Origin of the sequence: Nostoc sp. 'Peltigera membranacea cyanobiont' 213, from assembly GCF_002245975.1 — a bacterium.
Lineage (GTDB): Bacteria > Cyanobacteriota > Cyanobacteriia > Cyanobacteriales > Nostocaceae > Nostoc.
In genome coordinates this window covers 1-25,065 of sequence record NZ_NOLI01000069.1, presented here as the reverse complement: position 1 = coordinate 25,065, position 25,065 = coordinate 1, and the positions used below count along the sequence as shown (strand labels likewise).

At 41.4% G+C, this 25,065-nt stretch carries 24 protein-coding genes and 2 pseudogenes; 6 read left to right on the top strand and 20 right to left on the bottom strand.

The genetic code is table 11. The annotated features are described in order from the left end of the window. Window positions 1-10: 10 nt before the first annotated feature. The 4 genes from CDG77_RS19060 to CDG77_RS19045 form a co-directional block, all read right to left on the bottom strand. Window positions 11-1,561: a mercuric reductase gene (locus CDG77_RS19060; RefSeq protein WP_094330908.1), complete on the bottom strand. Its 1,551-nt coding sequence runs from the start codon at window positions 1,559-1,561 to the stop codon at window positions 11-13. A 264-nt stretch (window positions 1,562-1,825) separates the two neighbouring features. Beyond that, complete coding sequence (locus CDG77_RS19055; RefSeq protein ID WP_094330907.1) at window positions 1,826-2,599, bottom strand: TVP38/TMEM64 family protein; 774 nt, start codon at window positions 2,597-2,599, stop codon at window positions 1,826-1,828. After that, entirely contained in the window at window positions 2,568-3,326 is a 759-nt protein-coding gene (locus CDG77_RS19050; protein WP_094330906.1) for a TVP38/TMEM64 family protein, read from the bottom strand. The genes CDG77_RS19055 and CDG77_RS19050 overlap by 32 nt, the downstream gene beginning before the upstream one ends. Window positions 3,327-3,632: 306 nt before the next feature. Next, window positions 3,633-4,358: a TIGR04283 family arsenosugar biosynthesis glycosyltransferase gene (locus CDG77_RS19045; protein WP_094330905.1), complete on the bottom strand. Its 726-nt coding sequence runs from the start codon at window positions 4,356-4,358 to the stop codon at window positions 3,633-3,635. 1,189 nt (window positions 4,359-5,547) lie between these two features. Between CDG77_RS19045 and CDG77_RS19035 the strand changes: the two genes are divergently transcribed. Continuing rightward, window positions 5,548-6,702, top strand: coding sequence for a pyridoxal-phosphate-dependent aminotransferase family protein (locus CDG77_RS19035; RefSeq protein WP_094330903.1), 1,155 nt, complete (start codon window positions 5,548-5,550; stop codon window positions 6,700-6,702). Window positions 6,703-6,955: 253 nt separating this feature from the next. Here CDG77_RS19035 and CDG77_RS19030 read toward each other — a convergent pair whose 3' ends face one another. The 6 genes from CDG77_RS19030 to petM form a co-directional block, all read right to left on the bottom strand. Continuing rightward, window positions 6,956-7,183, bottom strand: coding sequence for a DUF2949 domain-containing protein (locus CDG77_RS19030; protein WP_094330919.1), 228 nt, complete (start codon window positions 7,181-7,183; stop codon window positions 6,956-6,958). 515 nt (window positions 7,184-7,698) lie between these two features. Beyond that, window positions 7,699-8,205, bottom strand: coding sequence for a DUF192 domain-containing protein (locus CDG77_RS19025; RefSeq protein WP_094330902.1), 507 nt, complete (start codon window positions 8,203-8,205; stop codon window positions 7,699-7,701). 250 nt (window positions 8,206-8,455) lie between these two features. Beyond that, window positions 8,456-9,142 (bottom strand): response regulator transcription factor NblR, encoded by a 687-nt coding sequence (gene nblR / locus CDG77_RS19020; RefSeq protein ID WP_094330901.1) that lies wholly within the window; start codon window positions 9,140-9,142, stop codon window positions 8,456-8,458. 311 nt (window positions 9,143-9,453) lie between these two features. Then, window positions 9,454-10,371, bottom strand: a complete 918-nt coding sequence (locus tag CDG77_RS19015) for an NAD(+) kinase (RefSeq protein ID WP_094330900.1) — start codon at window positions 10,369-10,371, stop codon at window positions 9,454-9,456. A gap of 580 nt (window positions 10,372-10,951) precedes the next feature. Next, window positions 10,952-11,950, bottom strand: coding sequence for an SDR family oxidoreductase (locus CDG77_RS19010; protein ID WP_094330899.1), 999 nt, complete (start codon window positions 11,948-11,950; stop codon window positions 10,952-10,954). A 307-nt stretch (window positions 11,951-12,257) separates the two neighbouring features. Beyond that, window positions 12,258-12,362 (bottom strand): cytochrome b6-f complex subunit PetM, encoded by a 105-nt coding sequence (gene petM, locus CDG77_RS19005; RefSeq protein WP_094330898.1) that lies wholly within the window; start codon window positions 12,360-12,362, stop codon window positions 12,258-12,260. A 208-nt stretch (window positions 12,363-12,570) separates the two neighbouring features. Here petM and pdxA point away from each other — a divergent pair, with 208 nt between their 5' ends. The 3 genes and pseudogenes from pdxA to CDG77_RS18990 all read left to right on the top strand — a co-directional run bounded on the left by pdxA (window position 12,571) and on the right by CDG77_RS18990 (window position 14,426). Continuing rightward, window positions 12,571-13,662, top strand: a complete 1,092-nt coding sequence (gene pdxA, locus CDG77_RS19000; protein WP_094330897.1) for a 4-hydroxythreonine-4-phosphate dehydrogenase PdxA — start codon at window positions 12,571-12,573, stop codon at window positions 13,660-13,662. Window positions 13,663-13,701: 39 nt separating this feature from the next. Next, window positions 13,702-14,041 (top strand): annotated as a pseudogene (locus CDG77_RS18995) (type II toxin-antitoxin system RelE/ParE family toxin). Further along, entirely contained in the window at window positions 14,034-14,426 is a 393-nt protein-coding gene (locus CDG77_RS18990) for a helix-turn-helix domain-containing transcriptional regulator (RefSeq protein WP_223269877.1), read from the top strand. The pseudogene CDG77_RS18995 and the gene CDG77_RS18990 overlap by 8 nt, the downstream one beginning before the upstream one ends. 59 nt (window positions 14,427-14,485) lie before the next feature. Here CDG77_RS18990 and CDG77_RS18985 read toward each other — a convergent pair whose 3' ends face one another. Together CDG77_RS18985 and CDG77_RS18980 are read right to left on the bottom strand one after the other, a co-directional pair. After that, the gene (locus tag CDG77_RS18985) at window positions 14,486-14,854 is read right to left on the bottom strand and encodes an aspartyl protease (protein WP_094330896.1); all 369 of its coding nucleotides are present in this window, start codon (window positions 14,852-14,854) and stop codon (window positions 14,486-14,488) included. After that, window positions 14,851-15,168: a hypothetical protein gene (locus CDG77_RS18980; RefSeq protein ID WP_094330895.1), complete on the bottom strand. Its 318-nt coding sequence runs from the start codon at window positions 15,166-15,168 to the stop codon at window positions 14,851-14,853. The genes CDG77_RS18985 and CDG77_RS18980 overlap by 4 nt, the downstream gene beginning before the upstream one ends. A gap of 260 nt (window positions 15,169-15,428) precedes the next feature. Between CDG77_RS18980 and CDG77_RS18975 the strand changes: the two genes are divergently transcribed. Further along, window positions 15,429-15,908, top strand: coding sequence for a hypothetical protein (locus CDG77_RS18975; RefSeq protein WP_094330894.1), 480 nt, complete (start codon window positions 15,429-15,431; stop codon window positions 15,906-15,908). 55 nt (window positions 15,909-15,963) lie between these two features. Here the strand turns inward: CDG77_RS18975 and CDG77_RS18970 are convergent, their stop codons facing one another. Both CDG77_RS18970 and CDG77_RS18965 read right to left on the bottom strand, forming a co-directional pair. Then, entirely contained in the window at window positions 15,964-16,950 is a 987-nt protein-coding gene (locus CDG77_RS18970) for a protein rep (protein ID WP_094330893.1), read from the bottom strand. 148 nt (window positions 16,951-17,098) lie between these two features. Next, window positions 17,099-17,818 (bottom strand): response regulator transcription factor, encoded by a 720-nt coding sequence (locus CDG77_RS18965; RefSeq protein WP_094330892.1) that lies wholly within the window; start codon window positions 17,816-17,818, stop codon window positions 17,099-17,101. Between the two features lie 1,222 nt (window positions 17,819-19,040). Between CDG77_RS18965 and CDG77_RS18955 the strand changes: the two are divergent. Next, a pseudogene (locus tag CDG77_RS18955) lies at window positions 19,041-19,487 on the top strand (rhodanese-like domain-containing protein); the annotation flags it as partial. Between the two features lie 323 nt (window positions 19,488-19,810). On the opposite strand, the gene CDG77_RS18950 reads toward CDG77_RS18955, so the two are convergent. The 6 genes from CDG77_RS18950 to trpB form a co-directional block, all read right to left on the bottom strand. After that, window positions 19,811-20,440, bottom strand: coding sequence for a ribonuclease H-like domain-containing protein (locus CDG77_RS18950; protein WP_094330891.1), 630 nt, complete (start codon window positions 20,438-20,440; stop codon window positions 19,811-19,813). Between the two features lie 89 nt (window positions 20,441-20,529). Then, entirely contained in the window at window positions 20,530-21,078 is a 549-nt protein-coding gene (locus CDG77_RS18945) for a CAP domain-containing protein (protein WP_094330890.1), read from the bottom strand. Window positions 21,079-21,424: 346 nt separating this feature from the next. Then, on the bottom strand, window positions 21,425-21,955 hold the full coding sequence (locus tag CDG77_RS18940) for a CAP domain-containing protein (protein WP_094330918.1): 531 nt from the start codon (window positions 21,953-21,955) through the stop codon (window positions 21,425-21,427). Window positions 21,956-22,187: 232 nt separating this feature from the next. Further along, window positions 22,188-22,475, bottom strand: coding sequence for a hypothetical protein (locus CDG77_RS18935; RefSeq protein ID WP_094330889.1), 288 nt, complete (start codon window positions 22,473-22,475; stop codon window positions 22,188-22,190). Between the two features lie 91 nt (window positions 22,476-22,566). Next, the gene (locus CDG77_RS18930; protein ID WP_094330888.1) at window positions 22,567-23,715 is read right to left on the bottom strand and encodes a class I SAM-dependent methyltransferase; all 1,149 of its coding nucleotides are present in this window, start codon (window positions 23,713-23,715) and stop codon (window positions 22,567-22,569) included. 28 nt (window positions 23,716-23,743) lie between these two features. Then, window positions 23,744-24,979: a tryptophan synthase subunit beta gene (gene trpB / locus CDG77_RS18925; protein WP_094330887.1), complete on the bottom strand. Its 1,236-nt coding sequence runs from the start codon at window positions 24,977-24,979 to the stop codon at window positions 23,744-23,746. Window positions 24,980-25,065: the final 86 nt, after the last annotated feature.

Sequence of the window (25,065 nt, the reverse complement as noted above, 5' to 3'; positions counted from 1 at the left end):
CTGATTTTGCTCAAGATAACTTTGTCAAAAATCCCAATAGTTTTTTGGCATTTGATGTTAAGAGTGTGCGGCGATAAGCATCAGCCGCCTTTTTTATAGCTTCGGCTTGAGTGGGATAAGGATGAATCACACTGCTTAATTTACTCAAGCCGATTTTATTCACTATTGCTGTAGTTATTTCTGAGATCGTTTCACCCGCATGACTGGCAATAATAGTTGCACCGATAATTTCATCAGACCCCTTTTTATGGTGGATTTTGAGAAATCCTGACTCTTCACCATCGGCGATCGCTCGGTCTACACTATTAAAAGGTATCTTGATTGTCGTCACTTCAATACCTAATTTCTGCGCCTCGTGTTCGGACATGCCTACGTGGGCAATTTCTGGGTCAGTATAAGTTACCCACGGCATCACCAGACTACTGAGTTTCGAGCGCCCTAAACCAAAGGGAGAAAACAGCGTATTTTTAATTACAATCCGCGCCGCTGCATCAGCAGCATGGGTAAACTTCCAGTTCATGCAGATATCGCCAGCCGCATAAATCTTGGGATTGGTCGTCTGGAGGTAATCATTTACCTTTACACCTTGGCGCTTGTCGTATTTCACCCCCACTGATTCTAAATTTAAACCTTCCACATTTGGCGATCGCCCCGCACCGACTAAAATTTCATCTACTGTCACCGAATCTCGATGACCATTGGAGGAAAAGTAAAGCCGTTTCCCCTGAGTAACAGTTACCACTTCTTCTAATTTGGAATTCAAAACCACGCGAATTCCTTCGCTAATTAAAACCTTTTGCAGAATTTCAGCAGCTTCAGCGTCTTCTTTATTCAACAGATGAGAACCGCTATGGAAAAGTACCACTTCAGAACCCAAGCGCCGGAAAGCTTGCGCTAATTCGCAACCAATGGGGCCGCCACCAATCACCGCCAAACGTTCCGGTCGTTGAATTAGAGAAAAAACCGTCTCATTAGTTAGATAACCCGCCTTTTCAATTCCCGGAATCGAAAGTTGTGCGGCTCTTGCGCCAGTAGCAATTACAGCTTTTTTAAACCGGAGGGTTTTGTCGCCAACTTCCACGGTATTTTTACTTGCAAATCGACCGCTACCTAAAAAGACATCGACACCTAACTTTTGAAACCGCTCCGCCGAGTCATTATGACTAATATCAGCCCTTACCCGCCGCATCCTGGCCATGACTTTAGGAAAATCAACATCAATATTATGTTGGGGAATATTAACTCCCAATTCTTTAGCATCCCAGATTTCGCCAACGACGCGGGCAGACCGAATAATCGTTTTAGATGGTACGCAACCAACATTTAAGCAATCTCCACCCATGAGATGCTTTTCAATTAACGCCACTTTTAAACCCAAATCCAAACCCGCAGCCCCCGCAGCTACAACTAATCCGGCCGTACCAGCCCCAATTACTACTAAATCATAAACATCTGCCGGTTGAGGATTAACCCAGTTTGGCGGATGGACGTAAGATACTAACTTTTGGTTATACTCATCCGTTGGGCGAACCGTGACTCTCTCTAAATCTGAATTGGTCATTAGCTAAACCTCTTCTAAGAATTGTAAATACTAAAGTCAACTGCCTTTTGGGGAATTCAAAATTAGGAATCCTGATAAATTAAGGCGGCTCAGTCTTTTATTTTTTATGCTTGTTTAATAAGGAATACAGCCTTTGAGTTGTTTTGTCCGTTTGGGAATTGACAGATTCGATTGAAGCTTTCCTGTATAAACCTTTCAACAATCGATAATTTACAGCAATTTGCTGTTGAATAGACCACAGTGGGGTAGCACAATTATGCTGTCCTACAATTCCTCTTCTAAAGCTTTGCGTGCAATTCGGGTGACATAAACTGTAACGGCGACTGTCGCAATCAAACCCAAAATCCGAATTACCCATTGTAAAGTTGGGTTGGTAGGTTGAGCTTCAGTACCAATCATGGCTAAATTACCTGCAAGGGAACCTATATAAACGTACATAATAGTTCCGGGAATCATGCCTACAGAGCCGATGAAGTAATCTTTAAGTGATACTCCCGTGATGCCAAAGGCATAATTTAATAAATTGAAAGGAAATATGGGTGAGAGTCTCGTTAACAGGACAATTTTTAATCCTTCTCTACCAACTGCTTGGTCAATAGCGGCAAATTTTTTGTTATCTGCGATTTTACCAGCGACCCAGCCCCTTGCTAAATAACGTCCCACAAGGAAAGCAGCAGTAGCGCCAAGGGTCGCACCGATAAATACGTAGAGAGAACCCCAAACTGCACCAAAAATTACACCCGCTCCCAAGGTGAGAATAGAACCTGGGAAAAAAGCGACGGTAGCGATAATATAAATGGCAATAAAAGCTATGGCTCCCAACGCACCCAAGCTATCAATCCACTGCAAGGCTTCGCGTAAAATAGCTTGGGGATTAAAAGAATTTGGATTTAGAGATTCTTGGGCAAAAGCCGAGTCTGTATTTAATAAAAAAGCGCTTACCAATATCAATAATATTAATGTACTTAGACTAAAAAACTTCTGCAAGTATTTGAAATCAATACTTTTAAATATCTGAATGATTGTTAGTTTTGTCATGGATTGTTATTTCTTGGATTGCTACACTTTGAGCTAATGCTTTTTGAGCTACTTTTGTGATATAGACCGTTACGGCAACGGTAGCAATTAACCCAACTACTCGCATTACCCATTGCCAAACTTGAGTTTCTGGAGTAGTTGGTTGATTAGTCGTGTTAATCGTGGCAAGATTACCAGCTAAAGAACCAATATAAACGTACATTACAGTACCGGGAATAATCCCAAAGGAACCTAATATATAGTCTTTCAGAGAAACCTGTGTTACTCCAAAAGCGTAATTCAATAAATTGAAAGGAAAAACGGGAGAGAGACGAGTTAGCAAGACAATTTTCCATCCTTCTTTAGCAACTGCTAAATCAATCGCTTTAAATTTAGGATGTTTGTCCATTTGTCGAGAAACCCAATCTCGCGAAAGGTAGCGGCCAACGAGAAAAGCCAAGGTTGCTCCAAGCATTGCAGCAATTAGCACATATATTGACCCCCAAAATACTCCAAACAGAAAACCACCTTCGAGCGTTAAGAGGGAACCTGGTATAAACAGTAATGTTGCCAAGTTGTAAATAACTATGTAAGCGATAGGCCCTAAAATTCCAAGACTCTCAACCCAAATGACTGAGGTCTGTAGAAGTCCCTGAATGTTCAACTGTTTAGCGACAATTATTAGAGTGAGAATTAGGCAACTTAGGAGTAGCAGTTTAAGTTTGGAAGTTAATAAACGCTTCTTCATTTTTATAAATTTGACCTTCTGAAGCTCAATGTTGACCTTCTGAGGCTCGATGTTGACCTTCTGAGGCTCGATGTTGACCTTCTGAAGCTCGACGTTGACCTTCTGAGGCTTAATGTTGACCTTCTGAGGCTCAATGTTGACCTTCTGAAGCTCGACGTTGACCTTCTGAGGCTCAATGTTGACTTTCGTGAGGCTCGATGTTGACCTTCTGAGGCTCGATGTTGACCTTCTGAGGCTCGACGTTGACCTTCTGAGGCTCAAGTTTCAAACCTACACCTCCAATCCAATGCCCCTAAGATATACTACCTACATGAGAAACAGTTTAATTCCCTTAAATTTTTCTCGGCGATACCAGCTACGAATTCGCTCAGGTGAAACGCCGAGTAGATAAGCAATAATTACTAATTGATTAAGTAGTGTAGTTTTGAATACTCCCTTCTGCAACCATCTACGCGCTGAAGTAATAACTGGTGTAGAGATAATTACAATGCGTCCGATGGTTTTTAACCGACGGATGAGTTCAAAATCTTCCATAATAGGCAATTCAGGAAAACCACCAATTTGCTGAAATGATTCCTTGGTTAAAAAAATTGCTTGGTCGCCGTAGGGCATTTGGCAAAAATGCGATCGCCACTTTACACCCAACTCCACCCACCTTAAACTCAAAAGTGGGGCATCAATCCGCAAATTAAATGCACCAGCTACAGTCCCAGGCTGTTGGAGCGCTGTGCAAATCATCTCATCAAACCCAGTCGGTAAACGGGTATCTGCATGGAGAAATAGCAGAATCTCACCGCCAGACGCTACAGCACCCGCGTTCATTTGCACAGCCCGACCGGGAGATGATGAGATAACTTTGACACCTAATGACTGAGCGATCGCTACAGTATCATCTTGAGAGCCACCATCTACTAAAATGACTTCTATATTTAGACGGCTTTGAGTAGTAGCAATTGTTTCTTTAATATTCCTCGCTTCATTAATAGCCGCAATGATAATAGAAATTTTGGCAGCATCAATATTCTGACTCATGATTGCTGAGTTTTCTTTTCCAGTTGGTTAGAAAATAAACACTCTACCCTTATTTGTGGCTTCAATGTAAATAATCGTGCCATCTTCTAACTGGATAAGTGTGAGTTGAGTTATCAGATAAATCTTAGATGAAACAATTACTTAAATCTATAAGTAAAAATATTATTAATTGGATTATCGTCCAGATAGTTGGACTATCTTATTTATACACGAAAAAGCGCTTGAGAGTTTTGCTCACTCAAGCGCTTCCCCGTAAAAGCTTATACCAACTCACCCGTTTGATGCAACATTTGAAATCTGCAACACCCCCTAAACAGGGAGCATTGCGGGGATAACTTGTGACAAACATCTGGTGAAATGGTATCACTCCTTGCACTAACTAAGAATATCTCTTTTACGAGAAAACAAGGGATCTGGTGAGTGACAGTTTATAAACTGAACACTAGTTAAAAACGACTCACCATGAATAGTAACTAATAAAACTAAGCACAAATGTAGCAAATTTCTAAGTGTAGTATAAAAACGGATAGTTGATTAGCTATCATCTACCACTGGGTACGATTTCAAGATGTACAGCAACTAGTAGCATAGATATCTCAAATTTGGTGGCAAATGAAGCGGAAATTATCAGTTAAAAATCATCATTCAGTAAGCTATAAATGGCTTGGATATTGATATAAAAGCGATTTAGACTGAAATAAATCATCACCTCCTCAATAGATAGAGGTATTCCTTAGAGAATCGCAATTCAAGAATCAATCCTCCACGAAAGCAGATTGAAAAGTTTGGGTTTGGTATCTTTTATATCTTCGCAAACGGCGACATCCAACTCTTCCGCATAGTGTAGGCGGTTACTTCCTTTGTTGAAACAAAACATAGCTTTTTCACCGACGATTCCCGCTAGTCTCCAATCGGCACTCACCTACAACCAAGGTCTTAGCCTGGTGTCTAAGTGTATGGTAAGATTGCCTAGAACAGAGGTTTTATCTAAGTTGGAGTCTCGTATAAATTGCAAAGGTCAAGCTGACCGATGATTAACTCCCACGATACTTTTCCTATGGATTTGGAAAATATACAACAAGACTGATGGTCATCTGAGTGTAATTTGTAGGTAAATATCTAGAATTCGCTACCAGAATAAACCAACTTCCCACAATTTTGACTTTTATTTGACTTTTAGGATAGACACATGAACGATAAGCTGATGCTAATGATTCCAGGCCCAACCCCGGTGCCAGAAGCTGCCTTACTGGCATTAGCCAAGCATCCGATTGGACACCGTACCAGTGAATTTAGCAACATATTGGCAGAGGTAACGGAAAACCTCAAGTGGCTGCATCAAACTCAAAGTGATGTGCTGACATTAAATGTCAGTGGTACGGGTGCTGTTGAAGCCGGAATAATTAATTTTCTTTCTCCAGGCGATCGCATTTTAGTTGGCTCTAATGGTAAATTTGGCGAACGTTGGGTAGAAGTTGGCCAAGCCTACGGTTTGAATGTAGAAGAAGTTAAGGTGGAATGGGGAAAACCATTAGACCCCTCAGTATTTGCCGAAAAACTCCAAGCAGATACCCAAAAGCAAATTAAAGCTGTAATTATTACTCACAGCGAAACCTCGACGGGTGTGTTGAATGACTTAGAAGCTATCAACCGCCATGTCAAAGAACACGGTGAAGCTTTAATTATCGTTGATGCCGTCACCAGCTTGGGTGCATTCAATCTCCCCGTGGATGCTTGGGGTTTGGATATAGTCGCCTCCGGTTCCCAAAAAGGTTATATGATTCCGCCAGGATTGGGTTTTGTCTCTGTCAGTCCCAAAGCTTGGGAAGCTTACAAAACTGCGAAGCTACCGAAATATTATTTGGATTTAGGCAAATATCGCAAAGCCACAGCCAAAAATACCACTCCATTTACTCCCCCAGTGAACTTGATCGTAGCGCTGCACACCACGTTACGAATTATGAAAGAGGAAGGCTTGGAGTCAATATTTGCTCGACACGAACGACTGAAAAATGCTACCCGCGCCGCCATTCAAGGGTTGAATTTACCCCTGTTTGCGGCAGATAGTTCTGCTAGTCCAGCAATTACAGCTGTAGCACCACAGGGAATTGAATCTGATAAGATTCGGTCATTGATGAAAAAACGCTTTGATATTGCCCTAGCCGGTGGTCAAGACCATTTGAGTAATAAGATTTTCCGTATTGGTCACTTGGGCTTTGTGAGCGATCGCGATATTCTTAGCTGTATAGCATCCTTAGAAGTTACCCTAACAGAACTTGGCTACGAAGACTTCACCCCTGGTTCTGGTATAGCAGCAGCAGTTAAAGTGTTTAGTCAGTCTTAATTAATCCGAACTAAATAAAAAGAGCGAGTTAATAATTTAACTTGCTCTTTTTATTTGTATATAAATGAGTATAAACCGTCAGAGTTAATAAACTTATATATCAATCTTTGTATAGATTAGAGTTGATGTGACATGCTTTAGTTTTCCTAAATTATACCAAGTTGCCCTAGATAGTATTAAGGCTTGAGATTCCAATAACAACCATTTGCTAGAGAATTTTAATCCAAAATCCAAAATCTAAAATTGGCATCATCTATGCCGTCTCCAGCCAATCATAAATTTGTTCTAACTGCTCTAGAGTAATCAAACCATACTGCCAAAGAATCATTGCCAAAGGTCCTGGGTCTTGCTCCCGATGGCGTAGTGCAACCGCCAGCGATGCCGTGGAAATTGCCAAATCTTCTTGCAAAAAATTAATCAGTCGAGAATATTTCGATGGTGACATTTCGATCTCACCTCCTTGTGACGAATGTATTGTCATATATGAGTTCACCATTGCTTGGTAGCCAGTAGCCAGTATTTTATCTGTCACTTTGCCGTTATCGGCTATACACCCCAGCACAGTTTTTGAAATTTGCCTTTAAGACAGGCTTATTATAGAGAGTCTGAGAAATAGAACTTTTCGTACAAATCATCTGCTCGATTCTCAAGCAGCATTTTTACTGAATTAAATTGGCTCCATCTTGTTTGCTTTTGTGCTTTATTTAATGACACATGTAGTAATAAAGATTCCATAGCCTATACTCTCTTATTGGCGACTATTTACACTTGCGCCCAAGGGAATATTTTTACAACCAAACTTTAAGACTGCGATTTCAGCTTGGAGACAGTAGAATTTTACATCATTACCACAGTTTTTAAATAGTAGCGTTACAGATGACTTTTTTGCTACAACACGTGACATTTTTTACAAAAAAAACACATACTTCGGTAGTATAGGCTCTGAACAGAGGAATCATCCAAATCTTTATCCCCGCAATACAATAGACCTAAGTCTCAATACTGAATTTTGACAGTATCGCCTACTTTCAACTTCAATTCGGCAGCTCTTCCAGAGCGAAGTTCAATTACCTTATCGATTGGTGTGTTGGGACTATAAGTAGGACAAGGCTCACTTGCACAAGGAGGTGCAGCAGCTTGAATATATTTAACTACACCGTCCCGTAAAAATACCATATCCAAGGCTACAGGTACATTCTTCATCCAGAAACTAATTGATTGTGGAGAAGAGAACCCAAACAGCATCCCCCGGTTATCTGGTAAAGCTGGTCGATACATCAACCCCATCTGTTGCTGTTGTGGTGTCTTCGCCACTTCTAGCTGAATAATTGTTCCATTAGGAACAATGGCTTTAGCAGAAATTGGTAGTTTTTGGCCTAAACTCTCTGGTGCTGGAGTTTGAGAACCAGGCGTAGGGGTTGGAGGTTTAGCTGTTGTTGGTACAGAACAACCCATCAACAAAATACTCAGCAACATCGAGAGTAAACCCAGCCAACGAGTCATAATTCTTTTTGATTTTGTGATTTAGATTTCAATTTTACAGAATTTAAGCTATAAAACCTACGGCTTTTATTTGTCGCGTAATCCACAGCCTTTTTTAGCCTCAATTAACCAGGACTTACGCAAATAATAGTCAAAACTTTTATTATTAGGTAGAGGCAATTCATGAATTGACCCTACCGCCTGTAGTTTTACGTAAGTTCTATAACTAGACAATGCACTTGAGCCAATTGTCAAAAGTAGGCATTCTGTACTAGGATTCTCTTAAAACGTAACCTACGCCGCGCACTGTCTGAATAAGGCGCTTTTGACCTTCATCTTCAATTTTGAGGCGCAAGTAGCGGATGTACACTTCAATGACATTTGACTCACCCAGAAAGTCATAACCCCAAACATTTTCTAAAATTTGTTCGCGAGTTAACACCTCACGGGGATGTTCCATTAAGAATTTTAATAGTTCAAATTCCTTCATTGTCAAGTCAATTGCCCGTCCCCCGTGGATAGCACGGCGAGTTGCGATGTCTAAAATTAGATCCCCAAAGCGCAATTGCTCCGTGGTATCCACATCAGGTTTTAAGTAGAGGCGAATTAACTTTAAAAAGTCTTCTGAGCGGTAAGGCTTGAGGATGTAATCATCCGCTCCTGCTTCTAGACAAGCTACACGATCGTCAACGGTATCTCTTGCCATTAAAACCAACACAGGCGATCGCATACCAGTGCTTCTCAGATTTTTGCACAATGAGAGTCCTGATTCTCCTGCTAGCATCCGGTCTAAAACAATTAAAGCAGGTTGGCGATCGCGACAGTATTGCAAACCACTGGTAGCATCATGAGCCAAAATTGATTCATAGCCAGCTTCTTGCAAATCGCAAGAAAGCTGATTTGCTAGGCTCTCATCGGTTTCAATCACCAAAACACAGGGACTTAGAGCAACTGTCATAACAATTTGGGATATTGGATTTGGGATTGTAAAGATATTCCAGAGAAAATCTTTACATCAGTTATAAAGTGCAATTACGAGTTTTTAGTGATGGATCGACCCTGATTTGACACGCTGTTAAGGATGTTTTAGCACGTTCAGGTGTCAGCCATCGAATTCTTCGATGCAATCTTAATAACTCACTCCAAATACCTATCCGTACACCAGTAATTCTGGCAGGAAATCAGCAAACGGGGAATGGGGAAATAATTTTCTGTTTGCTCAGTTGTCTCTTTAACAATGCCCAATGCCCCATTCCCCATTCCCAATAACTACGGCAATTCTACCGAAGTTGGTTTGGCGATATGTGGCAAACCCCAACCTAATTTTTCTCGCAAAATTCGGAAAAACTCAGGGGGTTGCAAGCGAATAAATCGGACAGTATATTGCGATCGCTCCATATATACTCTATCTTCTGGGAAGACATAGCACCCTCCATTACCATCTACCACCATCACCAGGCGAGGAATGTTGACTGGGTAAATGTTGACCGATTCAGTATCTGGAAATACCAATGCTCTAGAAGCTAGAGAATGGGGACAAATGGGTACTAGCTGTAAAACAGGTACGCCAGGAGTCACCACTGGGCCACCAGCACTCAATGAGTAAGCTGTGGAACCAGTAGGTGTAGAAACAATCACACCATCCGCCGCAATATCTACTGGTGCATGACGACCTATGGCAATTTCAAAATGGCACATAGAGGTCAAAGGTTCCCGGTGCAAAACCATTTCATTCAAGCACAGGGCTTCCCACAGCACTGCATCCCCCCGAAATACTTTGACGGTGAGCATGGCTCGTTCTTCAATTTCATACTTACCTGTCATTGCCTGTTCTAGTGCTTGGGGCAATTGATTCAGGAAAGTTTCTGTCAAAAATCCCATGTGACCGGTATTCACTGTTAATAGTGGAATACCACAGGGGGCTACCTGACGAGACGCTGCTAAAACAGTGCCGTCTCCCCCTAACACCACTGCAAACTCCATATCTGAGTCAAAACCAGGGGGCGTTAGACCATCAATGGGGGTGTGGCATACAGGACTATCTGGATTAGAGTAGCCCAATATTCCACCGATACTGGATGTGATACACACATCCCAACCAGCTGCGGTTAGCTTGTCTTTCAACTCGATAGCGACACGACCCGCTATCGGTTTAACGTCATTGTAGATAATGCCTGCTTTCGGCACACTCAAATATCCAAGTTTAGGCGATGCTTTGTATTATTTGACACTCCCCAGCTTGAAAGCATGAGGATTCTTGGTTCATTGATACACCTTTAAACTGCCTAGCCTTTCGGCATTACTTAAACCAAAAACCCGTTCAATTGAACCAAGTTTCGAGCCTAATTTAGACAGCCCCAGAGGGCTTATCTCCCCAAGCTTTAGAGGATTTCTCCCCTTGTTTCCGTGTGCCCCACGGTACGCTTAATTAACAAGTTTTTGACTTTTCTGGTATGGGTGAGCGTTTGCTACCCCAGCTATGTTTATCGTGGTTTTCGCCGCCCACTAACCATTATTATTTCCTAGCCAGTCGTATTGGGGTTGGTTATCCATTTGTGCTAGCGGTTATTCTACCTGTGATATTGTTTGATTATACCAATCCCCGGAAACTTTCAAGACAAATTTAGAGAATTAAAGTTGTCCTAGAAGGACGGGGCTTTTACCTAAGTTTTCGATAATCCTTACACATTTTTGGTCATGTAGTCATTAATCTGGAATCAAATATTCAGAGTGTAGAGTTTCATGACTAATGTGTGTTTTGTAATTACTATTGACTATTAGCTTTTGAAGACTGTTTAAAAGGAGTTTTTTTAGGTTTCTGCTTTTTATTTTTATTTTTCTGGTAGTCCACCTCTTTGAGCTTCTTCATAATCCGACTGAAATACTCTTGGAGATAGCTTTCTAGAGTTGTGGTTTGTTGCGGATCTAAGCCAAACACTGTGTATACTTCATCCATTGAAGCATTTAGCTGTTTTCCACTAGCCAATACTTCTGTAAACGCTAACCGGTCTGCTACGTTCCATCCCCACTGAAAAGACCGCATTAAGCCCCGCACGGCACGCAGTACGCTTATTGGCATCCGCGTTACCCTGGCATCTTTTCCAGATAAGCGTTCGCATAAGTTGATGATTTCTTCCGCACTCCATGCACGAGTACCAACTACAGGAAAAGCTTGGTTTTCCGTTTCGGGCACACTCAATGCGCGGATTGCAAACTTAGCAATGTCTTGAGTATCCATATAGGCAATGGGAGAAGAATTACCTGTCACCCAAACTGGCTGTGCTTCCAAAATTGGAATTCCATACTGACCAATTAACCCTTGCATAAAACCAGCTAGCCGCAAGATGGTATAATTCAAGCCTGATTCAGCTAAGAATAATTCTGTACATCGCTTAATTTCCATTAGTGGGACTTCTGGATATTTATCGGCATCCAAAATTGAAAAGAAGATAAAACGTTCTATACCTGCTGCTTTTGCTGCTTGAATTAATGCTACTTTGCCCTCCCAGTCAACTTGCTTGATACTCAGTGAATCCGTAGGGCGAGATGTTGAGGCATCAATAACTTGGGTTACACCAACTAAAGCTTCCGCTAGGGTATCGGGGTAACGCAAATTTCCCGGTACGAGTTCCGCACCCCATTCTTTGAGAAAAGCTGCTTTTTTGCTACTCCGCACGAGGCAGCGCACTTTATATCCCTCATCGATTGCACGACGAGCCACTTGTCTTCCTAAGGTGCCAGTGGCACCGACGATTAATAATGTCATGAGGTTTGTAATAAATTTTAATGTTTTATGAAAAGAATGTTATCAGAATAACCTATGCAAACAAAAGTTTACATCTTTTCTCAGAAAATCATTTTTAATGGAAAAACTCACGGGAAAATGGCTGTCCGTTAGACGGACAAGCTTTTTTCCCAGTTAGCAAAAAGCATGAATGCCCACTTAGGGCGAACAGAACTTTTAGAAAGAAGGGTGTGAGGAGTGGGGAAAGATAAGGGGGATGAGGGGGAATAATTACTAACTCCTAACTCAGCACGGGCTAAACGCCCCGCTAACAGCACTCAGCACTCAATTATTCTTCTCCGCCCTGAATTTTCAGTAACAAAGCACCTAAGCCCCAGCCTACGAAGATTAAACCGAAGGACAATACAGCTGCATTCAAAATTTCGCCGCCCATTAGTGTGATTCTCCTTATGCAAATTAGTGTGTGTAAACTAGGTCTAGCAGAAGCTTTTCAATAGTTACTGTAGGATTAGACCCGTGTAAATAATTTTAAACTAGTTTAGCAAGTAATCCCTACTGGCTTGGGGGGCAATCCCTACTGGGGAGCGGGAAAGATAGGGAAATGCGAGAAAACTTGATGATAATTATTATGAATAAATTTTATGTATCAAAATAACCAAGATAACTTAGTAAATTCTCGCCCAGATAACCGCCCGCGTTTGGCGCTGACGCTGGGAGATCCGGCGGGGATTGGGCCGGAAGTGATTTTGAAAGCTTTAGCAGAACCGGAAATTAGTAAAAAATACGACGTAACAGTAGTAGGTAGCTGGGATTTGCTGACACAGACTGATCGCAAATTGAATTTAATCGAGAATTTAGCACCTTTGGCAAATCCAGAAGAGTTGTCTGTTAGTGATGTGCAGTTGGATGAAGAAATTAAAGGTCAAATTATCCCAGGAATAGGTAATGCGGCGAGTGGTGCGGCTAGTTTTGCCTATATGGAATATGCGATCGCTCAAACACTTGCTGGTAAATTTGATGGGATAGTCACGGGGCCAATCGCTAAATCTGCTTGGAAAGCCGCAGGGTATAATTATCCAGGGCAAACGGAACTTTTAGCGCAAAAGTCAGGTGTTGAGCGTTTTGGGATGTTATTTGTAGCGCGATCGCCCTATACTGGTTGGATACTCCGCACAATACTAGCTACCACACATATTCCCCTACGTCAAGTAGCGGATACATTGACACCGCAATTGTTGACACAAAAATTGGATTTGCTGGTGGAGTGTTTGGAGAGAGATTTTGGGATAGAAAATGGGAGAATTGCGATCGCAGGTTTAAATCCCCACAGTGGCGAACAGGGGCAACTTGGACGTGAAGAGCAAGATTGGTTAATTCCCTGGTTAGAGCAAGAGCGGCAAAAACGACCACAATTACAGCTAGATGGGCCAATACCGCCAGATACGATGTGGGTTAAACCTGGTCAAGCTTGGTATGGAAATTCTGTAGTAAAAAATCCTGCTGATGCTTATTTGGCACTTTATCACGACCAAGGTTTAATTCCTGTGAAGCTGATGGCGTTCGATCGGGCAGTTAATACTTCTATAGGTCTTCCTTTCGTTCGGACTTCCCCAGATCATGGAACAGCGTTTGATATTGCAGGTAAGGGAATTGCTGATGCTACGAGTATGAAAGCAGCGATACATTTAGCGGCTGAGTTGGTTAGTCAAAGATTGGCGGCGAGAAAACTATGAATTATTTCATGATTTATAACTAGACTTGTCGAAAGAATCATGGAAGTCCAACCAAGAGAAATTAGGAATTATCTGAACAGTAGATGGAAAAAATATTTTTGATGAGTGGCTTGATTCTCTGCGAGATAGAAGAGCAAAAGCTAAAATAAGAGCCAGACTTGACCGAGTTGAAGATGGTAATTTAGGTGATTGTAAGTAAGTTGGAGAAGGTGTTTTTGAATTGAGAATCGACTATGGGCAAGGCTACCGCATATATTTTGGACAAGAAGGGATAACAATTATTATTCTTTTGTGTGGTGGAGATAAAAGCACTCAGAAAGAAGATATTGGTAAAGCTCAGGAATATTGGAAAGACTATAGGAGTAGAGATAATGCCTAGAAGTGCAAGCTATCACGAAGGACTAGTTAAACATCTCCAAGATCCATTAGAAGCAGCATCTTATATCGAAGTAGTTCTAGAAGAGGGCGATCCTAAAATGTTAGGAAAAGCACTCAAAAATGTGATTGAGGCACAGGGTGGAATTGATCGGTTTCCAGCGCCAGTTAAGCAATCCTATGAGCAACTTGACTTGATGTTATCTGAGCAAGGAGAAATTGAATTTTATTGTCTAAGTAAATTACTGGATGCATTGGGATTACAGCTAGCAGTAAGGGACTTGCGGTTTAATAATGTACCAATGAAATTTTGGAATCTTCTACTTCATACAGATTGTCTAGCTGGTATTTTATTTTTACGCGAGTCCCTAACAGTGAAGTCAGCATGAGGTGATTTCTTAAGGATAGTTTAAATCACTCGCTCTTATACTTTACCAATTTATTTTTCTCAACTGTTTTCTAGGGTTAACAATCCTGCTGATAAATCCACTACCAACCGTCGATTTTTGAGCCACTCACGACCGAGTAAAACTTCTGAAACTCCATCACCTGCATAAACAGGGATATTAAACTCTTGTCCATCTATTCGCACTTTTCCAGCGTAGATATCAAACTTTGCTTCCCCCTTTGCTAGTTGCATATTTCGTTCACCTAAATACACCCAATCAAATTCCTCTAAATCCTGCTTGTCAATGGCTAGCCAGCCTGAAAATCCTGTATCTAGCATGGCATCGACAGGTAATTCTAAACCATCAGCAGTAATTAACTCTATTTCAAAGAATAGCTGTTCCTCATCACCAAAGCTGCCTTGAATCATATTGTGCCAGCTATTCCTGTTTCATTAATCCGAAATATAAACACCGGAGTATTCGGGTGATACTGGCGAGACTTATTTATAGCAGTTAATTCATCTGTATCAATGAAATAATCTCCACTTTCAGGCTCAACAGCCATATACCAGTTGTAGTGAGTTTTGATTAACTCTGGTTTAACTCGGTCAAAAATAACTTTACAGCGTTGGTAAAATGCCTCTTGTTGAGCTTTCCATTGAGATTTTTTTTCTTCTGACCACTGAATATCAGGGAATATTCTTCCCCGACGAACTGTGCGAATAGGCTTTGGATTAGTCATTGTTATTTTTGCCAATCTATTTTGAGATTTTACAACTAAATCATCGAAGCTATTTACTAGCTTCAAGTAAAGGCAATTTAACCAGTCATCCCCTCGTTGGGTGGCTGGTATTTATTTGTTTGTGCTTTTTGAGTTAGAGAAATAAGAGGCTAACGCCTGATTAAAGTGAGGAAATCCAGTTGTTTACTCGTTGAGTGGATAGGACTTCCTTTTTTTTGTTCATTTTGGGTTGAAGATTTTTTGATTTTTAGGAGCTAATTATGAATTTTGATAACATTGAAGACTTTGGTTTCGATCTTAAAAGCTTTCGTGACTGGTGTGAATATCAATCTAATATGAAGTCAATGCCTTCTAGTAAGATTGCTTTTGGTCGAACTCACAAATGGTTTGGAAACGAGGTAATACTAGTACACCCTGCGGTAATTAAGAAAGGACATTGGGATGAGACGGTTAATCGACTTGGCGATCGCATTCTTCCAGGATGGGATTGTGCCTTACTCTGCCATTATCGTCCAGGTGTTGGCATGAAACCACACTATGACCACCCCGTTTTTGAACCTCTGGTAGCATTAGTCAATATTGGACGTGCTACTTTCCGCATTGGGAAAGACGAATATCACCTTGAAGATGGTCAGGTTATCCAGTTTGATTCTAGTATTCTCCATGAACTACTTCCGGTTGTATCTGATCGCTGGTCTTTGTCCTTTCGCCGGATTAAGCCACAGTTTCTACAGTTCTAAACTTATGTAGTCCTTTTCATGTAAGGATTATGAGGCTGTTCTTGTATCGCTGATGTCACTCTATATTAAATCTTTGTAACTTGCGCTCCCATCGGAAATACAAACTTTCTCCATCCACCTCATCTGTCTCTTCACTTTCATCAATGAGGTCTTGGTTTTTCTCCTCTAATTCGCGCATATACTGCCTGAGTATACCCCCAACAGCGATCGCTCTACTTTTATGCAGTTGACGGGTTAACTCTAGAAACCATTCTCTATCACCCACTAAATCTGACTCTTTCACCTGATACTTGAGAATTTCTGGGATAAGTAGTGATGGGTTATGATGCTTTGCGATCGCGCTAATATGAACAATTGGCTGGTAATCAATCCGTAAGCACTGCTGCCACAACGCTATCCATTTGGCATGAGATAGATAGCCATGACTGAAATACGAAGGCGGCACCATTACCAAAATATGTAAATGCGGGTGTGCTGAGACTCCATCTCTACCTTTAGTTACTTCTATGGATTTCACCCAACCTTTCCCAGGCCATACTTTCAATTCAGTAAATCGCTTAAAAGCCTTATTCATCGAATCCAAGTTTTCCCTGAGTTCCTCAATCTGGCAATTTTTTACAGTCAAGGTGACAAATAGCCAACGGTACTTGGGGTAATCAATTACAACCTGTGGGAGAATTTTATAAGCTCTTGCTTTCCACATTAGCGATCGCCGCCACTGACAAACCGGACAATGACGAACTCTACAGAATCTGGCATCTGATAGCTTTAACTTGAGAATACCTTCCGATGCCTCTGGCACTAATTGAAACTTCAGCAACTCGGAACATATTCTCATCCGCCAAGCATACTGCTGAAAACAATGTTCGTCTACTTTGGCGTAATAATGCAAGACTTTATCAGTATTAGCTCTGTGCTTGTCCCAAATTTTACCTATAGGCGAAACTTCGGATAAGCTTTGTACATTTTGATTTTGTTGGAACTTATTTTGAGACGATATATTAAAAGCAATAAAGTTACTGTCTAAGGCTTGAGCAGACACAAAATCACCAAATCAGTTTGTATCAACGCCCCAAACTAACGCAAGTTATACGGTCAAGCCTCAGTAAAAGTATTTAAGTAAACAATAAAACTAATGCTGACTCAGATGAGTCATTCTTTGTTATAAACTACCCCTAAAATTGGAAAGCTCAGGAAGTAGTATTTTCGTCGATAGCTTCAAACTTATAACCATAGCCGCGTACAGTTTTAATAAACTCTGGTACGCTAGGATCGACTTCCATCTTCTTGCGAAGCTGACCAATATGCACATCAACCACCCGGCCATCTCCTATGTAGTCGCAACCCCAGATTTTTTGGATTAACTGTGGGCGACTCCAAGCTTGATTGGGATGACTTGCCAAAAAATGTAAAATATTAAATTCCAGCGCTGTTAAAGCGAGAGGCTTATCGTTAAGTGTTACCTCCCGACCCTCTGGATTAATTACTAGATGCTTAAAAATGATTCGTTGTGTTGGTGAAGGGTTGATGTAGCGTATCCGCCTCAAAAGAGCTTCTACTCTAACTTCTATTTCTGCAAGACTAAACGGTTTAGTCATGAAATCATCAGCCCCTGCACTCAAGATTTTAATTTTATCAGCCTCATCAGTCCTACTAGTCAGTATCAGTACTAAAACATTAGTACGACTCTGCATTTCTTGGCAGAGGCTATAACCGTTAGCATCCGGCAAATTCCAATCCAGAATTACTAAAGCTGGGTTGAATTGCTCAAACATTGATAAGGCAGTTTTACCATCTGCTGCCGCCTCTATTTGATATTTCCGACTCAAATAACGATGAACGAGATTTCTCACACCGAAGTCGTCATCAACAATCATAATTTTGGGAGTAGTCGCGGTAATCATAACCATAATGCTGCCTATTTGTAGATTGGGCGATTCGCTGTTGCGCCAGTTTTGCAATACGTGTTTCTGTTGAGAGGGGATTCACGCGCGTCTCTGCTGAGTACGATCGCTACTGTAGTACTTGTGTACAATTAATTTTCCATGAAGTTTATGAAAAGTTCAGCTAGTGGAATGCCGATAAAATGTATAGTTTGTGTATGATTTTTGTATAATTTTGATTTCTTAGTGGATATTTTTTGACTTTTATACTTAAGATTAAGTGTAATTGAAGAGCATTTTTACAACCACAAATATTCTAGACAGAAACAAGATACTACAGCAGTTGATACAAATCTGGAAAAATAACGCATTCCCTGACTGATTAGTTTTTCACAAAGGCTTACAAACCTAGCCACAAGCCAATCTAGATTTTCAACTCTACCTACTCAACCGGACTTTAAGCAATGGGTATCTCCTTCTGAAGAGGGACTACGAAAATTTACTCAGCGTGCATTTACATGTAGCTAGCCTTCTAAGCATACACTATACTACAAGTTTCAGCTTGAGACTATGACAAGCCAAGGACTCAGAGCATCACCAGAAGGTATAAGGGCAGCAAAAACAGCTTTAACAGACAAAACTTGGAGTCATAGCTTTAGGTCTTACAGGTCAACCAGGTTCCAAATTTTTTGCAGGTGAATTGGTTTCCCGCTCTTGTTTTGTACAAATTTGTCAACAGTTAGGATTATTTTGGTAAAAGGTTGCTGGCTTAACTGAGAATGTGGCATTTGAGGTAACGACTAAGGCGCACATCATAATTATGATGTGAATAAATTATTGGTAGATTGCCTTAATAGTGGTGCTGGTGTAAATCCAATAATGCGGAAATAGATTGAAGAGACATTATTGTTAGAGATCGCAGATATAGAAAAGGTACGTAATTCCTAGAAAGATGGCTGAATATTTTTGATTAATTAGGTAGAAAATTTAGTCACTTTAGATATCTTTATAATGTGTTTAAATAGTTAAAACTCAAAAATGTAACTTCAAAATATATTTAATCAAGTTAAGAAAAAACTTTTCCTCTAGCTAGTATATTTTGTCTATATTGGCAATGGATTAAATGGCAGAAAATATTTCAATTATCCAGTCTATCTAAAGAAATAGTTTGAGGATATTCATCCCAGAGAAAGAGCAATTAAATATGTTGAATCCGTTAGATTGCTTTTATCATCAACAAGGAAAAGTTATGGTAAACAATTTAGTCGGCGGCATCATTCCCCCACAACAACCAATAGAAGCACAATCTGATGCTCATGTCCTGAAGTCTCGTCTAGAATGGGGCGAACCAGCTTTTACAATCCTAGATGTGCGCGATCGCAATACCTTCAACCAAGGTCACATTATGGGAGCAATGCCCATGCCAATAGATGAATTGGTACAGCGTGCAGTGCCTTCTTTGGATCAAAGCCGTGATATCTACGTTTACGGTGCTAACGAAGAAGAAACTGCCCAAGCCGCACAGCAACTTCGTTCTAATGGATTTCAGCATGTCTCCCAACTCAAAGGTGGTCTTGAGGCATGGAAAGCGATCGGTGGTCCAACAGAAGGTATTGTTGAATCAAAAACTCCCGCAGGTGCAGATGACTACAACGTTGTAGATCGGCTAAAAAATCACCAAGAGAATCTGCAAAAGGGAGGCACTAGCACCACAGAAGCCATTAAAAAAGGAGCTAGTAACCTCAAAGAAGGTATTCAAGAGGGAGCTAGTAACCTTAAAGAAGGCATTCAAGAAGGAGCTAGTAACGTCAAAGAAAGCATTCAAGAGGGAGCTAGTAACCTCAAAGAAGGCATTAAAGAATCTAAAAATTCCACAGACAGAGATGATTCCAATGTTGGCTCTTAGACCAACAAGAACTTAGAAAATTATGCTGAGTAGGGAATCTCACTTCTTTACTCAGCACTGGGAACGGGATAACCGTGCCGCTTCCACCAACAGAACAATGCCCATTTAATCGATCAATGTTCAAACAAATCTTTAAATTGCAATAAATCCAAGGAAACTATTGTTGGCAGAAATTCAAAACATTCTTGAGCAATTTCCCAACGTTCCTCTCGTTTGAGCATTTCTGTTAACTTCTGTTGCACGCTAAGTAAATAGCGCACATCATTGGCAGCATAACTCAGTTGAGCTTCAGATAAGCTAGTGGCATTACCCCAATCAGAACTTTGGGAGCTTTTATCGAGTTCCACTTTTTCTAACTCTTGCACTACATCTTTGAGTCCGTGGCGATTTGTGTAAGTACGGGCTAACTTACTGGCGATTTTGGTGCAAAAAACCGGGTTAACCTGAATCCCCAGATTAGCTCGCAAAGTGGCAAGGTCAAAACGCGCAAAGTGAAATACTTTTACGACATTGGCCCCTTCCAAGAGTTTTTTTAAATTTGGGGCGTTGTCTTGTCCTTTGGCTATGCGGATTGCAGTGACTTTCCCTTCTAGGTTGCACAGTTGGACGAGACACAAGCGATCGCGCTGCGGCAATAATCCCATCGTTTCTGTATCAACTGCGATCGCTGTTGATTCTAAATACTGTCCAAGGGCTGCGTCACTGAGATCGCGATCGCTCACCTGAAAATCTTGTAATGTCATGAATTGTTCAAAAATAATAGCAGTGTCTAGCAGATAAAAGTCTTGTCAGACACTACATTATCATTGTGCAAAAAAATCAGAAATTAAATCTACCTAGTGCGAAAAAATATTTGTGTCAGGTAGACTTCCCCTTGATTATTAGTCGCAACGCCAATTCCAGTGAGGTTGTAATTGCCTTTAAGATTCTTTAGATGTCCCGGACTATTGATCCAACCAGTCACAGCTTCCTCCACAGGGTTACTATATCCCCGGTTGAAAGCAACATTTTCCGCCGCACTGTTGTAGCGAAGAGGGACAGCTTTAACTCGCTTTTCAAATCCCTGATGGCTAAATGGGGTTTTACCCTTAGCCATATTTTGACTATGAATTCTTGCCTGTCGAGTAATATTTGCATTGAGGGTCAACTTTGGCAGTCCTTTAGAAGCCCGATATCGATTAATTTGCTCAAAAACTGATTTTTCTAACTCAGTAGTTTTAAAAGTAGGAGTCGATATTGCAACCTGACTGGAAAAGAGCGACAACAGCTTATTACGGGTGGATGTATTTGTAGAAGGATAATTTGGTATCGGAACAGTCGTTAATCCACTAGCAAGGACAAGCGCACTTAAAGCGATGCCAAAAGCAGTTTGTCGGAACATGGAGAATTGCGTTATGTGTAGAGATATAAGACTTCTACTCTAACTTATTGTTCCGACGATATATACCACGATACTATTAAGGGTTGATGAATTTCGGCAATTTGGCTACATCCCTTACGGGAAGTACAAATAATCATTTCCAATTGTCAATATTTCAATAGATCGGCTTCATAGAATCACGGTTATTTTTGCTGATAATTTAAGATTTTCATGAATTACTAAAAAATAATCTAGTATTCAATAGAAAAGTGTCACGGAAATTACATTTTTCCACATCTAACAAAAGCTTTGTCAACAGACTGAAGTTTGGGGAATTTCAGAAAAAATCTAAATTTTGCTAAACTTATCAGCGAAGGAAAATTTGTGTAAAGTAGACTTTGCCTGTACTGGTGGCAGCAAGACCAATCCCCGTTTTGTCATAATTGCCTTTTATATTGGCTAGATGCCCTGGACTTTTGAGCCAGCCTTGAACAGCGATCGTGGCTGGATCGCTATATCCTTGGTTGTAAGCGACATTTTCACCAGCTGCTGTGTAAGAAATACCGATTGCTTGAATACGCTCTGAAAATCCTGTATGTCCAAAGGGAACTTTCCCATTAGCCATATCCTGACTGTGAATCCTAGCTTGATTATCGATCGCAGCATTACGAGTCAGTGCTGGTAGCCCTTGGGAAGTTCTATAGTTATTAATTTGGATAAAAACCGACTGTTCTAGAGCAGCAGTGTTGATAATACTAGATGCTGCCATTTTGAAAGTAGCCCTTGATACGTTTGATAACATGGGTGTAAAATTTGGATTTTTCACAGGAGTCGCGATCGCTCCACTACTGAGAACAATCGTACCTAAAATAACAGTGTAGATTGTTGTTTTAATCACTTGCTGAAAGTAAAGTTCCAGACAATCTAACCAAAGTAGTGTCAATCTGACAAATTGGTTATAGGTCTATATACCTCTCTTTATGCCAGTTTTATGTGCAAAAACTGCCAGCAAACGTTTAAATTCACAATTTTACGAAAAGATCGTGCTGTTTATAAAAAACTTTCCTCTACCATTAGTATGATTGTTTTATATAAATAGCATAATTTTTTTCACTAAAACCTTTGTGCAACTAGCTTTGATTGAGAGGTTCTAACTCTTCCTGCACCACGCGCAACACGCGTGCAATATATTCTGCACGCCACTGTTCCCGCTCCTTAATTACCTTGGCATCCGGCTGGTAAGCTTCAATCTCAGTAGGCGATAAAACATCTTTAACCTCTAGCAACCGTTCAATGGTGTCTAGCCGCTCATGCAGTACGGACACCTCACCAGTCAAAGCCATAACGATCGCTAACAATTTATCCGTTTGCGGATTTTCTAAGTAAACAGGTCGTTTACCTTTGGCTGTTTTTACCATATACCAATTCTCCAAAAATAAGACTACACACAGAAAAGAGGGAAACCCAGATAAAATCTGACTTTCTCAATTCCAAATTACGAATTGGTATTTACTTCGTTGCCGCGACTACAAACCAACTGCCTTGGCTACCTGAGTTGCCATCATTATTGACTTTTGCTTTCCATGCCCCATTAGGGACAAACTTCTCGAATGTCTTATCTGCGGCAAAACCTGCTTCAGTCGCTAGCGTCACCAAATCTAGATCGCGGACAGCACTCCAGAATGGTTCGTTGTTGTTAGCGGTTTCCCAATCAAAAATGAACTGTGTATACACATCCATGTGACGATACAAGGGTGCTTCCAGATGGAGCATCATACCGCCAGGAGCCAGTAGACGATAAGATTCTTGCATAACTTTACGGACGACTGGCGGGGGAATTTCATGCAGCAAAATGTGAGAAACCACTAAGTCAAATGATTCATCTGGGAAGTTAGTATGCTCGGCATTTTGCTGTGAGAAGTGTACCCCTTTGCCCAAGGCTTCGGCTCTTGCATGAGCATAACGCAACATGGGTGCGCCTACATCTATGGCATGAATTTCTGCATCTGGGTAAGCATCTACGTAGGGTAATGTGCTATTACCAATAGAACATCCCATATCGAGAATTTTTCTAGGTCGAAAGTCGGGATACTCTGGCAGAAGGTAGTTTTGGACTATAGATAGCCCCATATCATTGTTAAGGGGCCCCAACCAACCCAGACCATAAACGTAAACGCCGCGATCGTAAGTTGCGCCAGCAGCTAGATCGTCAGCAGTGAATTCACTGTGATATCCTCCGGGCATACAGTGAATATCTACAGCCTTTTGATGATTAGGTATTTTAAAATTTGGGTCGAGGGTTAAAGTACCCAGTTCACCACCCCGATCTTTGGCACGCTCAATCAACTCTGGCAGTTGTCTGTCAACACTAGTATTTACAGCATCCCATAATATTTCCTGGTTGATGCGCTTGAGGGCACTAGTCCATCGGTAGTAGGGTTCATGCTGCATTGCTTCCCGAATTTCATGACGATTTTGGGGAGGACGCTGATGTTTTTGTTCAAACTTCGGCTTGGCTAGTTTTTCATAAACTACCTTATTTCCAGGAGCAATATTCCTGAAAATGTGCATTTTCAGACTTTGCATGAAGTTTTGGCGTGCCAACTCATCGTGAGTGGGTTGCGGTAGCATAGCGTGCTGGAATTGTTGCGCCATCATTGCTCTCTTCCAAATATTTTACGTAAATTTACGATTGTTCTAATAACTTGGCTACCGTTTGTACATCTTTATCACCGCGTCCAGAGCAGTTTATGACAATTCGGGGACTACCGCTTAGTTGGGGACATAGGGTTTCGAGATAGGCGATCGCATGGGCTGTTTCCAATGCCGGGATAATCCCTTCCAATTTCGATAATCTCTGGAATGCTGCCAAAGCTTCTGCATCCGTCACACTATAGTATTCAGCGCGACCAGTGTCTTTCAAATAGCTATGTTCTGGCCCCACACCCGGATAATCTAACCCCGCACTAATTGAGTGGGCCTCAATGATTTGCCCATCTTCATCTTGTAATAGATAACTCATTGCTCCGTGCAAGACACCAACTCGTCCTTTTGTCAAGGTTGCTGCGTGTTTTTCGGTATTAACACCTTCTCCGGCGGCCTCAATCCCAATGAACCGGATAGAAGACTCATTAATAAACTCATAGAAGAGTCCCATCGCATTGGAACCACCACCTACACAAGCCAAGAGAATATCAGGAAGTGCGCCCCACTTTTCCATTGCTTGGGCGCGAGTTTCTTGACCAATTACTGCATGGAAATCGCGTACCATCATCGGGTAAGGATGGGGCCCTGCTACTGAACCCAGGATGTAGTGAGTTGTTTCCACATTTGTTACCCAATCGCGGATTGCTTCAGAAGTGGCATCTTTCAGGGTTCCCGTTCCCGCTTCCACCGGACGCACTTCTGCCCCCATCAACCGCATTCTAAACACATTTAAAGATTGGCGTTCCATATCATGAACGCCCATATAAATTACGCATTCCAGCCCAAAACGAGCGCAAACTGTGGCTGTAGCAACTCCATGTTGTCCAGCACCCGTTTCGGCAATAATCCGTTGCTTACCCATGCGTTTCGCCAACAATACCTGACCAAGGGCATTATTGATTTTGTGAGCGCCAGTATGATTTAAATCTTCGCGCTTTAAATAAATTTGTGGCCCGGTGCGATCGGGTCGGGCATAATGAGTAGTCAGGCGTTCAGCGAAATACAATGGTGTGGCGCGTCCTACATAATCCCGTAACAACTGCTGTAATTCTGCTTGAAAACCAGGGTCATTGCGGTATCGTTGATAAGCTGTTTCTAATTCAGCAAGCGCAGGCATCAGCGTTTCAGGCACATACTTACCGCCGAAGCGTCCAAAACGACCTAGCGCATCGGGAACCTGAACAGTTGAACTTGGAGAGAGGGGAGTGGTAGTCACGGGCTGTTTTCGATGACGGGAATGACTTAATTATTATAGAAAAGTCTGGAGCATATCTGGAGTATACCTGGGGTATATCTAGGGAC

Coding starts and splice junctions, on each gene's coding strand:
- CDG77_RS19060 (WP_094330908.1), bottom strand. CDS start 1,561: ATGACCAATTCAGATTTAGAGAGAGTCACGGTTCGCCCAACGGATGAG.
- CDG77_RS19055 (WP_094330907.1), bottom strand. CDS start 2,599: ATGACAAAACTAACAATCATTCAGATATTTAAAAGTATTGATTTCAAA.
- CDG77_RS19050 (WP_094330906.1), bottom strand. CDS start 3,326: ATGAAGAAGCGTTTATTAACTTCCAAACTTAAACTGCTACTCCTAAGT.
- CDG77_RS19045 (WP_094330905.1), bottom strand. CDS start 4,358: ATGAGTCAGAATATTGATGCTGCCAAAATTTCTATTATCATTGCGGCT.
- CDG77_RS19035 (WP_094330903.1), top strand. CDS start 5,548: ATGAACGATAAGCTGATGCTAATGATTCCAGGCCCAACCCCGGTGCCA.
- CDG77_RS19030 (WP_094330919.1), bottom strand. CDS start 7,183: ATGACAATACATTCGTCACAAGGAGGTGAGATCGAAATGTCACCATCG.
- CDG77_RS19025 (WP_094330902.1), bottom strand. CDS start 8,205: ATGACTCGTTGGCTGGGTTTACTCTCGATGTTGCTGAGTATTTTGTTG.
- nblR (WP_094330901.1), bottom strand. CDS start 9,142: ATGACAGTTGCTCTAAGTCCCTGTGTTTTGGTGATTGAAACCGATGAG.
- CDG77_RS19010 (WP_094330899.1), bottom strand. CDS start 11,950: ATGACATTATTAATCGTCGGTGCCACTGGCACCTTAGGAAGACAAGTG.
- petM (WP_094330898.1), bottom strand. CDS start 12,362: ATGGGCGGCGAAATTTTGAATGCAGCTGTATTGTCCTTCGGTTTAATC.
- pdxA (WP_094330897.1), top strand. CDS start 12,571: ATGTATCAAAATAACCAAGATAACTTAGTAAATTCTCGCCCAGATAAC.
- CDG77_RS18990 (WP_223269877.1), top strand. CDS start 14,034: ATGCCTAGAAGTGCAAGCTATCACGAAGGACTAGTTAAACATCTCCAA.
- CDG77_RS18985 (WP_094330896.1), bottom strand. CDS start 14,854: ATGATTCAAGGCAGCTTTGGTGATGAGGAACAGCTATTCTTTGAAATA.
- CDG77_RS18980 (WP_094330895.1), bottom strand. CDS start 15,168: ATGACTAATCCAAAGCCTATTCGCACAGTTCGTCGGGGAAGAATATTC.
- CDG77_RS18975 (WP_094330894.1), top strand. CDS start 15,429: ATGAATTTTGATAACATTGAAGACTTTGGTTTCGATCTTAAAAGCTTT.
- CDG77_RS18965 (WP_094330892.1), bottom strand. CDS start 17,818: ATGGTTATGATTACCGCGACTACTCCCAAAATTATGATTGTTGATGAC.
- CDG77_RS18950 (WP_094330891.1), bottom strand. CDS start 20,440: ATGACATTACAAGATTTTCAGGTGAGCGATCGCGATCTCAGTGACGCA.
- CDG77_RS18945 (WP_094330890.1), bottom strand. CDS start 21,078: ATGTTCCGACAAACTGCTTTTGGCATCGCTTTAAGTGCGCTTGTCCTT.
- CDG77_RS18935 (WP_094330889.1), bottom strand. CDS start 22,475: ATGGTAAAAACAGCCAAAGGTAAACGACCTGTTTACTTAGAAAATCCG.
- CDG77_RS18930 (WP_094330888.1), bottom strand. CDS start 23,715: ATGATGGCGCAACAATTCCAGCACGCTATGCTACCGCAACCCACTCAC.